This is a genomic window from Paraburkholderia fynbosensis (genome assembly GCF_902859935.1).
Taxonomy (GTDB): domain Bacteria; phylum Pseudomonadota; class Gammaproteobacteria; order Burkholderiales; family Burkholderiaceae; genus Paraburkholderia; species Paraburkholderia fynbosensis.
Genome location: NZ_CADIKI010000049.1, coordinates 1 through 12,997 on the forward strand (window position 1 = coordinate 1; position 12,997 = coordinate 12,997).

At 60.2% G+C, this 12,997-nt stretch carries 11 protein-coding genes; 5 read left to right on the plus strand and 6 right to left on the minus strand.

The annotated features are described in order from the left end of the window. From HV770_RS37410 to HV770_RS37430, 5 genes are all read right to left on the minus strand, one after another. On the minus strand, positions 1-1,089 hold a 1,089-nt coding region (locus HV770_RS37410), incomplete at its 3' end, for an NAD(P)/FAD-dependent oxidoreductase (RefSeq protein ID WP_175166429.1). Positions 1,090-1,106: 17 nt separating this feature from the next. After that, a complete protein-coding gene (locus HV770_RS37415) occupies positions 1,107-2,909 on the minus strand; it encodes an acyl-CoA dehydrogenase (protein ID WP_175166430.1) in 1,803 nt (600 codons plus the stop codon). A gap of 236 nt (positions 2,910-3,145) precedes the next feature. Next, positions 3,146-4,147, minus strand: coding sequence for an AraC family transcriptional regulator (locus tag HV770_RS37420; protein WP_175166431.1), 1,002 nt, complete (start codon positions 4,145-4,147; stop codon positions 3,146-3,148). 137 nt (positions 4,148-4,284) lie between these two features. Further along, the gene (locus tag HV770_RS37425; RefSeq protein ID WP_425497559.1) at positions 4,285-6,021 is read right to left on the minus strand and encodes a PHA/PHB synthase family protein; all 1,737 of its coding nucleotides are present in this window, start codon (positions 6,019-6,021) and stop codon (positions 4,285-4,287) included. Further along, positions 6,012-6,521, minus strand: a complete 510-nt coding sequence (locus HV770_RS37430) for a MaoC family dehydratase (protein ID WP_175166432.1) — start codon at positions 6,519-6,521, stop codon at positions 6,012-6,014. Before HV770_RS37430 ends, HV770_RS37425 begins: the two co-directional genes overlap by 10 nt. A 942-nt stretch (positions 6,522-7,463) precedes the next feature. Here HV770_RS37430 and HV770_RS37435 point away from each other — a divergent pair. From HV770_RS37435 to HV770_RS37450, 4 genes are all read left to right on the plus strand, one after another. After that, positions 7,464-7,649: a hypothetical protein gene (locus tag HV770_RS37435; RefSeq protein ID WP_175166433.1), complete on the plus strand. Its 186-nt coding sequence runs from the start codon at positions 7,464-7,466 to the stop codon at positions 7,647-7,649. 118 nt (positions 7,650-7,767) lie between these two features. After that, entirely contained in the window at positions 7,768-8,748 is a 981-nt protein-coding gene (locus HV770_RS37440; protein ID WP_175166434.1) for a quinone oxidoreductase family protein, read from the plus strand. Positions 8,749-8,758: 10 nt separating this feature from the next. Further along, on the plus strand, positions 8,759-9,607 hold the full coding sequence (locus HV770_RS37445) for a TauD/TfdA dioxygenase family protein (RefSeq protein ID WP_175166435.1): 849 nt from the start codon (positions 8,759-8,761) through the stop codon (positions 9,605-9,607). Positions 9,608-9,625: 18 nt separating this feature from the next. Continuing rightward, a complete protein-coding gene (locus HV770_RS37450; RefSeq protein ID WP_425497560.1) occupies positions 9,626-10,186 on the plus strand; it encodes an RBBP9/YdeN family alpha/beta hydrolase in 561 nt (186 codons plus the stop codon). A 73-nt stretch (positions 10,187-10,259) separates the two neighbouring features. Here the strand turns inward: HV770_RS37450 and HV770_RS37455 are convergent, their stop codons facing one another. Continuing rightward, on the minus strand, positions 10,260-11,063 hold the full coding sequence (locus HV770_RS37455; RefSeq protein WP_175166436.1) for an EAL domain-containing protein: 804 nt from the start codon (positions 11,061-11,063) through the stop codon (positions 10,260-10,262). Positions 11,064-11,302: 239 nt separating this feature from the next. Between HV770_RS37455 and HV770_RS37460 the strand changes: the two genes are divergently transcribed. Continuing rightward, the gene (locus HV770_RS37460; protein ID WP_175166437.1) at positions 11,303-11,791 is read left to right on the plus strand and encodes a hypothetical protein; all 489 of its coding nucleotides are present in this window, start codon (positions 11,303-11,305) and stop codon (positions 11,789-11,791) included. Positions 11,792-12,997: the final 1,206 nt, after the last annotated feature.

The following is a 12,997-nucleotide window of genomic DNA, read 5'->3' on the forward strand; positions in this document are numbered from 1 at the left end:
GAACGCGGCTTCGGCGGCCAGCATGCCGGTCTTGATCGCCGCATGCGAGCCCTTGATCCGCGATGCGTTCAGGAAGCCCGCGTCGTCACCGACCAGCGCGCCACCGGGGAACACCAGCTTCGGCAGCGACATCAGGCCACCGGCGGTGATCGCCCGCGCGCCGTACGACACGCGCTTGCCGCCTTCGAGCACCGCGCGGATCGCCGGATGCGTCTTGTAGCGCTGGAATTCCTCGAACGGCGACAGATACGGATTCGAATAGCCGAGGCCGACCACGAAGCCGACCACCACCTGGTTGTTATCCATGTGATAGAGGAACGAGCCGCCGTAGGTGTCGTTTTCGAGCGGCCAGCCAGCCGTGTGCATCACCAGACCGGGCTTGTGCTTCGCGGGATCGATCTCCCACAGCTCCTTGATGCCGATGCCGTAGACCTGCGGATCGGCGCCGTCACGCAGCTTGAATCGATCGTTCAACTGACGGCCGAGGTGGCCGCGCGCGCCTTCGCAGAACAGCGTGTACTTCGCGTGCAGTTCCATGCCGAGCTGGAAGTTTTCGGTCGGCTCGCCGTCCTTGCCGATGCCGAGGTTGCCGGTGGCCACGCCCTTCACCGAGCCATCGTCGTTGTACAGCACTTCGGCCGCCGGAAAGCCCGGGAAGATTTCGACGCCGAGCGCTTCGGCCATTGTCCCAAGCCAGCGCGTGACGTTCGCGAGGCTGATCACGTAGTTGCCGTGATTTTTGAAGTTGTCCGGCAGCGCCCAGGCCGGCACGCTCTTCGAGCCGGTTTCCGTCAGGAACAGGAAGCGGTCTTCGGTCACGTCGACCGTCAACGGCGCGCCTTGTTCCTTCCAGTCCGGCATCAGTTCGGTGATCGCGCGCGGGTCCATCACCGCGCCCGACAGGATATGCGCCCCGATCTCCGAGCCCTTTTCCAGTACGCACACGCCCAGCTCGACGCCTTTTTCAGCCGCCAACTGTTTCAGGCGGATCGCCGCGGACAGGCCAGCCGGGCCGCCGCCGACGATCACCACGTCGTATTCCATCGACTCGCGGGGGCCGTACTGCTCAATGAGACTTGTGTCTGTCACGATGTGATGCCTTTTCTTTAGAACTGGTCTTCACTCAGCGCCAGCATGCCTTCGTTGCTCTTCGCGCTGACAATGGATGCCTCGAGCGCGACGGCCTGAGTCAGGATGTGATCGGCAAAGAAGTGAGCGGTGGCGATCTTCGAGTCATAGAACGACTGATCCTCACCGTGCTTCCCGGCAGCCACCAGCAGGGCACGGGCGAATTGCCAGCCCGCGAGGACGATGCCGGCGAGCTTCAGGTAGGCCACGCCGCCGGCAAATACCGCATTCGGATCGTTTTTGGCATTGGCGAGCACGAATTCCACCACGTTCGCGAGAGCCTCGCGGCCTGTCGTGAGCCGCTTGTGCAGTGACCGGAATGCGGGGTGGGAGGAGAACGACGCGCACTCGCGCAATTCGCCCAGCGTTCGATCGATCTGGGCGAGGATGGCCTTCGCCACCGCTGCGCCGTCGCGCAAGGTTTTGCGCCCGATCAGATCGTTCGCCTGAATCGCCGTGGTGCCTTCGTAGATCGTCAGGATGCGGGCGTCGCGGTAGTACTGTGCTGCGCCCGTCTCTTCGATGAAGCCCATGCCGCCGTGAACCTGCACGCCCATGCAGGCCACTTCGATAGAGATTTCCGTGCTCCAGCCTTTCACTATCGGCACGAGATATTCGTAGATGGCCTGGTGTTCCGCCTGCACGGCCGGGTCCGCGTGGCGGTGCGCGATATCGCTGTGCGCGGCGGCGACGTAGGCGAGGGCGCGCGCGCCCTCGGTCAGCGCGCGCATGGTCATCAACGTGCGCCGAACATCCGGGTGCTGGATGATCGCGACGGACTGCTTCGCGGAGCCATCCACCGGCCGGCTTTGCACGCGGTCCTTCGCATATGCAACGGCCTTCTGATACGCGCGCTCAGCTACGGCGATACCCTGCACGCCCACACCGAAGCGGGCCGAATTCATCATGATGAACATGTATTCGAGGCCGCGATTTTCCTCGCCGATCAGTTGGCCGATTGCGCCACCGTGATCGCCGAACTGCAGCACCGCGGTCGGGCTCGCCTTGATGCCGAGCTTGTGTTCGATCGACACGCAATGCACGTCGTTGCGCTCGCCCAGCGAGCCGTCTTCGTTGACGAGAAACTTCGGTACGGCAAAAAGCGAGATGCCCTTGACGCCATCGGGCGCGCCCGGTGTGCGAGCCAGCACGAGATGGACGATGTTTTTCGCCATGTCGTGTTCGCCCCACGTGATAAAGATCTTGGTGCCGAACACGCGATAGGTGCCGTCGCCCTGGGGCTCGGCGCGCGTGCGGACCAAGGCCAGGTCGGAGCCGGCCTGGGGTTCGGTCAGATTCATCGTGCCGGTCCATTCGCCGGAGATCAGTTGCGGCAAAAAGGCTTCCTTTTGTGCGTCGGTGCCGGCTGTCAGGAGCGCCTCGATCGCGCCGTCGGTCAACAGCGGACACAGGGCGAGCGACAGGTTGGCGGCGTTGAGCATCTCGATGCAAGGCGTCGCGAGCAGTTTGGGCAAGCCCTGGCCGCCGTACTCGACGGGATGCATGACACCTTGCCAGCCGCCTTCGGCAAACTGGCGGAAGGCTTCCTTGAAGCCCGGCGTGGCGAACACTTCGCCGTCGCGCAAGCTACTTGGATTTCTGTCGCCTTCGACATTCAACGGCGCAATCACGTCTGAGGTGAACTTCGCCGCTTCGTCGAGCACCGCTTGCGCGGTGTCGGCGGTAGCATCCTCGAAGCCTGCAAGCGTCGATACGCGATCGAGATGGGCGAGTTCATTGATGACAAACAGCATATCTTTGACGGGTGCCGTGTAGCTCATGATGGATTTCCAGAAGTGCAATCGAAGAGGGAGCGCGGGCAGAGGCAGACTCGATGGGCCGGCGCGGTAACAGTGAGCCGATCGTAGTCCCGTTTGCACGTAATTCGATTACCTAAATCGGCCCATCTATTGACAAAGTCGGCCACGACCGCGCGAAGCGGGCGGCTCGCCTATGCGCTCACTTCGTAGCGCGGGGCAACGTGTGGGCGCTGCCGTGCGATGGCGTGAGCAGCCGCTCAGGGATGGCGGCGGTATTCGCCCGGCGTGCTGCCGGTCCAGTGCCGGAAAGCCCGATGAAACGCGGTAGGGTCGTCAAAGCCGACATCGCCCGCAATCGCGGCGATGGCGTCATGCGTACCCGTGAGTCGCTGGATCGCGATATCGCGCCGCAGTTCGTCCTTCAGCGTCTGGAATGCAGTGTCCTCCGCGGCGAGGCGCCGGCACAGCGTGCGCACCGAGCAGTGCAGACTGCGCGCGGCCTCTTCAATGGTCGGCACATCGGGCAAACACGCGGCGAGGTACTGTCTGACGCGGTGGCTCGTGAGCTGCTCGCTAAAGGAAACAAAAATCCAGTCCTCCGGCGCGCGCGCGAGAAAGTTGCGCAGATTCGTTTTGCGCTGGCGGATGGGCATGTCGAAATACCCGACGCTAAAGCGCATCAGCGTTTGCCCGCGATCGAAATGGACCGGGCCGGGGAACAGATACAGATGATCCACCGTGTGCGGCGGGCAGGAAAACGCAAACTCGACTTGCAGCAGGGGAATCTTCTGACCGATCAGCCAGGATGCTACGCCGTGCGCGAGCTTTAACATGAGCTGCTGCCCGAGCATGCTGAGCTTCGATGACGGATCGGGATGAAGGGCGACGCACGCTATCAGGCCGTCCCTGCGCGATTCGAACCTGAAGTCGTCGAGCACGATGTGAAAGAACTGCCCGAACCGGTGCATGGCAGTTTCCAGATTGGGTGCGTCGAGCAGGCTCAGACAGAGAAACTTCAGCGTGCCGCTGCGCATCGGACGCGCGAAGATGCCGGGCATTTCATCGTCGAATTCGATGGCGAGCGCACGGTATAGCGTTGAAAACTGTTCCTCCGTGACGCGCGCGCCCGGCTCGCTCAGAAGCGCGGGGGAGATGCTCGCCTCGTCCAGATACTTGCCGACCAGGCCTGGCCGTGCCCCCGCCGCGGCAAGGAAGCCATTGACGAGTGAGATCGGGACGGTGGCGCTGGGTGATTGCATGGCGTTGACGAGGCTCGTTGATGTCGGTGCACCACGTTCGTCATTGTAACGTCAGCGTCCGACGCCGTTTGGCGCTATCCGCAAGCTCACCGCGATCGACAGGGCGGGCGCGACCGCGCGCCCGCCCCGATGCAGCGCTATGCCGTGCGAACCTTCGCATAGCGTCCCGGCGCCGCTTCGAGCGGCTTATGAAGGGCGCTTCCCGGTTTCGTGCGCGCCTTCACCGATTCTCCAGCGTGCGGCTTGAGCCACTCGATCCAGTGCGTCCACCAACTGCCCGGCTGTGTTTCGGCTGACGTGAGCCACGCCTGCGAATCGCCGCTCGAATCGCCACCGGCCTTGAAGCTTCGTTTGTTCTTCGATGCAGGATTGACGACCCCGGCTATGTGGCCGCTCGCGCCGAGAACGAATTGGGTCGGGCCGCCGACGAGTCGCGTCGATCGATAGGCCGATCGCCAGGGCACGATGTGGTCTTCCTCCGTGGCCAGCACGTAGGTCGGGGCATCGATGTGTCCGAGATCGACGGGCGTGCCGCACACCGTCAAGCGTCCCGGCTTGCACAGGTTGTTCTCCAGATACATGTTGCGCAAATACCAGGTGTACATGGGGCCGGGCAGATTCGTGCTGTCGGCGTTCCAGTACAGCAGGTCGAATGCCATCGGCGACTTGCCCTTCAGATAGTTGTCGATCACGTAAGGCCAGATCAGATCGTTTGCCCGCAAGGTCTGGAACGTGAACCCGAGTTCCTTGCCCGAATAGATGCCGCCCCTGCCGATTGCGCTTTCACGCTGAGTGACGCCGGCTTCGTCGATGAATACGCCCAGCTCGCCAGGCTCTTCGAAATCCAGCATCGTGGTGAGCAAGGTGATGCTGGCAAGCTTGTCCTCGCCGCGAGCGCGCGAGATCGCCGCTGCCGATGACAGAATGGTGCCGCCCACACACCAACCCACGGCGTTGACCTGATCGGCGCGGTTGATCGTGCGCGCCACGTCGATGGCCGTCAACGCACCCAGTTCGACGTAGTCGTCCCATGTCGTCTGCGCCATGGTGGCGTCGGGGTTGCGCCACGACACCATGAACACCGTCATCCCCTGTTCGCAGGCAAAGCGCACGAAGGAATTCTCAGGCTGCAGGTCGAGAATGTAGTACTTGTTGATACAGGGCGGAACGATTACCACGGGACGTTTGGCGACCCGGTCCGTGAGCGGCGCGTACTGAATCAGCTGGAAAAGATCGTTCTCGAACACGACTGCGCCTTGCGACACCGCCACATTGTGCCCGACCTCGTAAGCGGTCTCGTCTGTGATCGAGATGTTGCCGCGCTGCATGTCGTCGAGCAGTTTGGTGAAGCCGTGGCGCAAGCTGTCGCCGTTGGATTCGAACGCGAGCTTGAGCGCCTCGGGATTGGTCGCGACGAAATTGGCCGGGCTGAGCGAGTCGATCAACTGCCGCGAGAAGAACACGAGCTTCTGTTTGTCCTTTTCGCTTAGCACAGCCGCGTCGACCACTTCCTCAAGAAGCCCCGCGTTGAGCAGGTAGGTCTGCTTGAGCAGGCTGTACCACGCATTGTTGCGCCAGTCTTCGGCGAGAAAGCGGCGGTCGCTGCGCTTGGGGGCGATCACAGGCTCGGTTTGCGCGCCCAGTGTGCTGGCCAGTGAGCGGGTCCAGACCGACGTCATCCGTGGCCAGTACGACGAGACCGCATCAAGGAGGGCTGTGGGAGCGAGCCGTATTCCGGGTGGCGCCGGTTCGACGTGCGTGGCGTTCTGATCGTGATGGTCATCGTCCGTTTTCATGCTCGCCATCGCGCGCCAGAACAGCGGTCCGGAATCGAGTAATCCCTGCAAATATTCAGTAGGTGCGTTTAACGACATGAATACACCGCCTCGTCTGATTGAACGACACTGGCCGACGGTTCAGCGTGGGTCGCGCATTCGGCAAGGCGCCGCGCGCGAGATGTCACCATGACGACCGCTTCGCCGTCGATCACCACTTTTCCTCCGACAGTGCATACGGTCGACATTACGACCCGGCGCTGCTCCAACTGCAGTTCTTTCACCGACACCGTTGCATGCACCGTGTCACCAGGCCGAACCGGTGCCTTGAAACGCAGATTCTGGCCGAGGTACAAGGTGCCGGGCCCCGGAAGGTGCCCGGCGAGAGCCGCGGAAATCACACCTGCGGTCAGCATCCCATGCGCGATGCACCCTTTGAACGGGGTGGTCCGCGCGAATGCCTCGTCGATGTGAACGGCGTTGTTGTCGCCCGATGCGGCCGCGAAGGACTGGATGTCCGCCTCCGTGAGGGTTTTCGCATAGGTCGCGCTCATGCCGGCTTCCAGGTCTTCAATGTCGTAACCACCGATTTCGTTCATCTCTTTCTCTGCTAGTCGTTAATGAATGCACTTGCCTGTCTGTTTCCGAAACGCTGTCGCCGTGTCGCATCTGGCGTGGCCAACGGATCGCAATCGTGTCGTCTCACTGATGCGAGGCGCTGGCGACAGCGTTCGCGTCGATGCCCTCCCAAGGCGAGAGGGGCGAGTGTCAATCCGCAAAGCTGCTTACGGCGACGCAGGGACGGGCGGGGAGTACTGAAGACTCCGGCAGGGGAAACTGTTGAACCGATCGTAGTCCAGACTCAACGCAAATCGACTACCTAAATCAGCCCATCTATTGACAAAGTCGGCCACGATCGTCGAGGCAAAGGGGATAAACCCTTGTATGGAGCAGCCAGTCGGGTCTGGGATGCGTGAAGGGGTCACCGGCGACAGTTGCGATGCGGGCTTGTCGAGAAAGGTAGGAATCCGATGGATATCGGCGCATCTCTCTGGCGAGCCCAAAAGTGAAATTAAAATTTCACTTTTGCAGCTAGCGTCGCGGCGTGCAAAGAGCATTGTTTCGTTAAATCAATGGTCTGGATTTCTCGCACTGGGTTGGCCCACTCCTTGCAACGTAGCTGCCCGGGTTGGCAGCTTGGTGCTGCAGCCAGTTCTTTTAAAAGGAAATTCAGCTATGACTAACGATGGACAAAACGGAACGCAGACGCAATACCTCGCACCTCAGGCAAAGGACGGCAGGACGGAAGCGAACCCGGCGACAGTCGATCGTCCAGCAACGAGGGCAAACGATGGTCGAACCAACTGGGCCTGGGCAAGCGGCAGTTCGAGCTACGACTGGATGGATTCGCATCACCTCGTTACTGACCTTGCCTAGCATTGCGAATGACGCGGCTGCTCGGTGTCGCATGTCACGGCGACGGTCCACGGCCCATGGGCGTGGATCGGTGTTAACGCGCAGTGTCGTCAAATCACAAAAGAATGTCATCAAAAACGAAATCCGTAGCGGCGGATTGCCGTATCTTCGTTCCACTGATCCCTCTGCCGTTGCGTCGACATGTGCCCGATGCGCTGGCAAAACTCGACCAGCGTGGCAATGCAGATTTTCTGCCGAAGGCGGTTGAAGATGGAGGCTGGCCAAACTGCTTTGCGAGCGGCGCGGCGTAGCGTAGTCATAGCAACACCGGGAGACCGTGCCGTAATCGACCTCTGCGCCGTGTGCGCCTTGGTCCTTCAGCAGCCGCATTCCCTTAAGTCAATCGAGAAACAAACTGGAGAACGAATCATGGCGAAAGCAATCCGCTTTCATGAGACCGGTGGCCCTGAAGTCTTGCGTTACGAAGACGTTGAAGTCGGTGAACCGGGCCCGGGTGAGGTTCGCCTGCGTCATGAGGCGGTTGGCCTGAATTTCGCGGACACCTATTTCCGCTCCGGACTCTATCCGGTTCCGTTGCCTGCTGGCATGGGTGTGGAAGCAGCAGGCGTAGTCGAAGCGGTGGGCAAGGGCGTGACGAACGTCGCGGCAGGTGATCGTGTCACCTACACGGGTTTTATCAACACGTTGGGCGCCTACAGCACGGAGCGCCTTTGTCCGGCCGCGCCGCTGATCAAGCTCCCCGAAGGCATCAGCTGCGCGACCGCGGCAGCCATGACCATGCGCGGGTTGACCTCGGCGTATCTGATGCGGCGCATCTATGACTTCAAACCCGGCGACACCATTCTGCTTCACGCTGCCGCGGGCGGCGTCGGGCTGATCGTCTCGCAATGGGCGAAGCTGTTGGGGCTCACGGTGATCGGCACTGTGTCGAGCGAAGCGAAGGCGGAAGTCGCCCGCGCGCATGGCTGCGCGCACACCATCAACTACAGCCACGAAGATGTCGCCGCGCGCGTGCGCGAGTTGACTGACGGCGTCGGCGTCAATGTGGTTTTCGATAGCGTCGGTAAGGATACATTCGACGCCACGCTGAATTCGGTCAAACGCCGCGGCCTGATCGTTTGCGTCGGTACGGCATCGGGACCGATTCCGGCATTCAATCCGCAGATCCTGGCCATGAAAGGATCGCCGTATCTGACCCGTCCCGCGCTTGCCGACTATATCGCCGACCCGGCTGAAAAAGCGGACCTGGCCGCGGAAATCTTCGGCCACGTCGCGGCCGGCCGCATCAGCATCGAGATCAATCAGCGCTATGCGCTCGAGGATGCTGCGCAGGCGCACCGCGATGTCGAATCGCGCAAGACAACGGGCTCATCCGTGTTCGTGATTTAAGGAGAGCGACATGCTTGTCGAACAACTCAACAACGCCATTGGCGCCGAACTGGTGGGCGTCAGGCTTGCCGACGCGATCCACGACGATGGCCTCTTCGCCGAGATTCGCGCGAACCTGCTCAAGCATCGCGTCCTGTTCCTCCGCGATCAGGAGATCAGCCGTGCTGAGCATGTCGCATTCGCGCGCCGCTTCGGCGAGCTGGAAGATCACCCGGTGGCGGGCAGTGATCCCGAGCATCCGGGCCTCGTGCGAATTTACAAGTCGCCCGACCAGCCTAACGACCGCTACGAAAACGCCTGGCATTCCGACGCCACCTGGCGCGAGGCTCCTCAGCTCGGCGCCGTGCTGCGATGCGTGGAATGTCCGCCCGTTGGTGGCGATACGATGTGGGCGAACATGGTGCTCGCATATGAGAACCTCCCCACGCACGTCAAGGAACAGATCGCCGATCTGCGCGCACGCCACAGCATCGAGGCGAGCTTTGGTGCGGTGATGCCGATCGAGAAGCGGCACGCCTTGAAAGCGCAATTCCCCGATGCGGAACATCCGGTTGTACGCACGCACCCTGAGACGGGTGAGAAAGTGCTGTTCGTCAATGCGTTCACGACGCACATCACGAACTACCATACGCCGGCACGCGTGCGCTTCGGGCAGGACGCCAATCCGGGGGCGGGCGATCTGCTGCGCTATCTCATCAGCCAGGCCTACATCCCCGAGTACCAGGTGCGCTGGCGCTGGAAGCCGAACAGCATCGCGATCTGGGACAACCGCAGCACGCAGCACTATGCGGTGATGGACTACGCGCCGTGCCATCGCAAGATGGAGCGAGCCGGGATTGTTGGCGACCGGCCGTATTAACCCGAAGGAATCGACGTCGTGACTCCCGATACGGCACCTACGATACTGATCGTGCCCGGCCTGCGTGACCATGTGGCCGAACACTGGCAAACACTGCTGCAGACCCGCCTTCGCAAAGCAGCTTCAGTGCCGCCGCTCGAATACGACAAGCTCAGTTGCGCGGCGCGCGTCGCGGCGCTGGACGAGGCCATCGCGAAGATCGATGGTCCGATCGTACTGGTCGCTCACAGTGCCGGCGTGATGATTGCGGTGCACTGGGCGCAGATCCACAGCCGCCCGATCCACGGCGCGCTGCTGGCTGCCCCGGCGGACCTGGAAGCGCCGATGCCCGCAGGCTATCCGACACTGGACGTGCTCGAGGATCACGGGTGGTTGCCGATTCCGCGCAAACCGCTGCCGTTCCCCAGCATTGTTGGAGCCAGCCGCGACGATCCGCTTGCGGCGTTCGATCGCGTCGCCGCTATGGCTGTGGATTGGGGCAGCCGCTTCGTCGACCTTGGCAAAGTGGGACATCTGAACCCCGCAGCCGGTTATGGCGAATGGCCCCAGGCGGATAGCCTCATCCGCGAGCTTCTCTGATCTCGACCTTGGTCTTTTAAGCCGGCTTTCCCTCTTCGGGCAATCCCGTCACGCGGATTTTCGCGTGGCGCCGCTAATGAACAAGACCATGTCTCGCAATGAACTCGTCTATTTGTTCGTCTTTGATCGGGGCAGAGATGTAATAGCCCTGACAATCTATATGCTCAATTGTGCTGGCCCAAGCGAACTGCGCTTCGGTTTCGATGCCTTCGATGACGACTTGCTTTCCAAGTCTTTGTCCGAGCTGAATGAGCGCCTCGACGACGACCCTTGACCTGGCATTCTCCTGAATGCCGGACATGAACTTGCGGTCTAGCTTCAGCGTGTCCACCCCAAGTTGGGACAGTATCGTAAGCGACCAGCACCCTGAGCCGAAATCGTCGATTGCAACGCTGACACCGAATTGCCTGAGGGATTCCACGGCTGAGACGAGTGTGTCAAGCGAGCCCGGATCGGTGGTTTCGGTCAGCTCGATTTGCAATCGTGAGGCCGCAACCGAACGCGCTGCGAGCAGGGCGGAGAGTTTGTTCGCCAGTCCGGGCCGGCCAATTTCTCTCGCGGGAAGATTGATGGCTAACGACAGCGTGTCGTAGCCGCGAACCGTCCAGTCGGCCAGCGTCTGTGCCGCTTCCTCGACGACGAAGTCCGTGAAACTCCCAGTGAGAGGGGAATTCTCTACGAGGCCGATAAAAGATTCCGGCATAAGAACACCGCGCGACGGATGCCGCCATCGCAACAGTGATTCGAAGCCGGACAACCGGCTTTCCTGCATCCGTAGCTTGGGCTGATAGACAAAGAAGAACTCTCGTCTGGCCAGCCCGAGTTCCGCTTCGTCGATTGTGCAGGGCTGGCGATCATCCGCGGCAACGTGTTCCATGAAGATCTCTAATGCGCGTGTGTGGTAAGTCTCATCGATCAGACTGGCTTGCGCATTGCAGGTCAGTGATGCGCAGGCGTCAACCTCGGAAAAGGTGTTCTTCCTGATGCCGGTTTCGTGAGAGTCGAGAACCTTCCATCTTGATCAGTAATCCATATTTTAAATCGACTAATTGCGCCGTTCTCCCAAGTGATAGTCCGATATGTGGATCGTATAGGACGTGGTGAGGTGATTTGTGAATGATTGAAACATGGCGCATCTCCATGTCGGGTGCGCTTACCGAAGCCGCTAATTCACTTTTTGTGACGCCTTGCGATTACCGTGCCCTTTATCATCGACTCGATGAGAGATATGGCAAGAGCAGTGAACTCGCGAACGAGTCGCAGAAGGTCGAAAGGATCATGGATTCGAGGTATTCGGTCGACAGATTTGTTGTGGGACTTCTATTCGGTGCATGTATCGCGTGGTTCGCTTCCGTCGCGATGGATCATTGGGTTTTGCCTTCTTCCATCGGGCAGGGGCTCGGCCTGCGACTGGTGATAGAAGCTGTCGTCTCGGCCTGTTTGGTCCTGCCGCGGCCGTTGTTGCTGAAAACAGTCTTCCGGTCCCGGCGTAGCGTGTTTATCCAGGATGAAGATGTGCGGGCGATGTTGCGAGGGCGCGTCGTTGGCATCCTGAGTGGCGTCTGGGTTGGTGCAACCATTAACAGCGTGCTTTTTAGTGGCTAAAGTTAGTTGAAGAAGGAGAAAGATTGGCGGCTCATTTGCAATGTCAATGGGCGGATCGCCGTTGCGCGACCGCTTTTTTGTGCGTCCCGACTTTCGCTGTTGCCGGGACGTTGAATTGGCGGCGGGAGAGGGACGCCTGTCTGATAACGACAGTATGAATCAAATGTGTCAGGAACCTTCGGACCTAGGGTATTTTAGGAAAGCCTGTATGTGGCTTGCGTGAAGTCACTATCCCTGCTCCATATTTTGAATTGCTGGAAATGAGATCGGCCGGTAAGGAACTCGACGCCGAATCTCGAATGGCCACGTCAGTCTGGATTTGAATTTATTTATAGGCGCGACGTTGTCACCAGATACTCCAAACACACGGTGCGCCGGCATCGTGGTATCGGCAACGACAGCGTGCGCTGATCGATCGATATTCGCCGGATAACGAGCGACTGGTCGCCTCGTTCGCTGCGCTACTCGATGAACTGATGGCGCGGCCCATTCGCTGACGAAGCGTGCCTGCGTGCTTTCCTTCACATCTGCGCGCTACCGACTGTGGCAACGTGCGACATCACCCCCCATACCCCCCGAATCCAAGTGCGCACATCAGACGTCAATCACTGACATGTCGAGGCGATCCGTCGAACGGTGGGGCGCTCGAGTGCACGCGAACTCGATTCGCTCCTTCTCTTCAAATGCGACAAACCCCGCGTCCAGGACTCTCATCAAGCGAATGTGCCACCCTTGAACAATCAGTATCCCCCTATCAGGGGGGTTATCTTCCCGTACGACAACAATTATCTTAAAAAAAGATGCTGACGAGAGCGTCGAGGCGGAACTCGGTCCTTTTAAGGGATAAAAATTCTCCCAGTTTATTTTTAGCGTCTGTGTGATTTAGCTGTTTATGGTCGTAGTCCGCCCCGATTTCGCATCCCTCCATGTGGTGCATCTGTCGAGGGCTGGATCCGCCGGTCTGCCGGTTCGAAAGAAGAGGTGAGATATATGAATAGTACGCTGGTGGAAGATAATCCAGTACAAGCTGCTGCTGTCAAAAGCGCTATGCAGAAATCCGGGCAAACACTAATCAGCAAGATCGACCGCGGAGATTGGATTTGCCCCCGTACCTCCGGACACCGCCTCACACTTGAGTTGATAAATCGTTCCTGCGCCTGAACTCGCGTGGCGAGCGGTACTTCAATGCGCTATGAGGGTGGTGCT

Excerpts from the sequence above, each read along its gene's own strand:
- HV770_RS37425 (WP_425497559.1), bottom strand. The coding sequence starts at position 6,021 with ATGTCGTTAAACGCACCTACTGAATATTTGCAGGGATTACTCGATTCC.
- HV770_RS37415 (WP_175166430.1), bottom strand. The coding sequence starts at position 2,909 with ATGAGCTACACGGCACCCGTCAAAGATATGCTGTTTGTCATCAATGAA.
- HV770_RS37440 (WP_175166434.1), top strand. The coding sequence starts at position 7,768 with ATGGCGAAAGCAATCCGCTTTCATGAGACCGGTGGCCCTGAAGTCTTG.
- HV770_RS37455 (WP_175166436.1), bottom strand. The coding sequence starts at position 11,063 with ATGGAACACGTTGCCGCGGATGATCGCCAGCCCTGCACAATCGACGAA.
- HV770_RS37445 (WP_175166435.1), top strand. The coding sequence starts at position 8,759 with ATGCTTGTCGAACAACTCAACAACGCCATTGGCGCCGAACTGGTGGGC.
- HV770_RS37460 (WP_175166437.1), top strand. The coding sequence starts at position 11,303 with ATGATTGAAACATGGCGCATCTCCATGTCGGGTGCGCTTACCGAAGCC.
- HV770_RS37435 (WP_175166433.1), top strand. The coding sequence starts at position 7,464 with ATGTCATCAAAAACGAAATCCGTAGCGGCGGATTGCCGTATCTTCGTT.
- HV770_RS37420 (WP_175166431.1), bottom strand. The coding sequence starts at position 4,147 with ATGCAATCACCCAGCGCCACCGTCCCGATCTCACTCGTCAATGGCTTC.
- HV770_RS37430 (WP_175166432.1), bottom strand. The coding sequence starts at position 6,521 with ATGAACGAAATCGGTGGTTACGACATTGAAGACCTGGAAGCCGGCATG.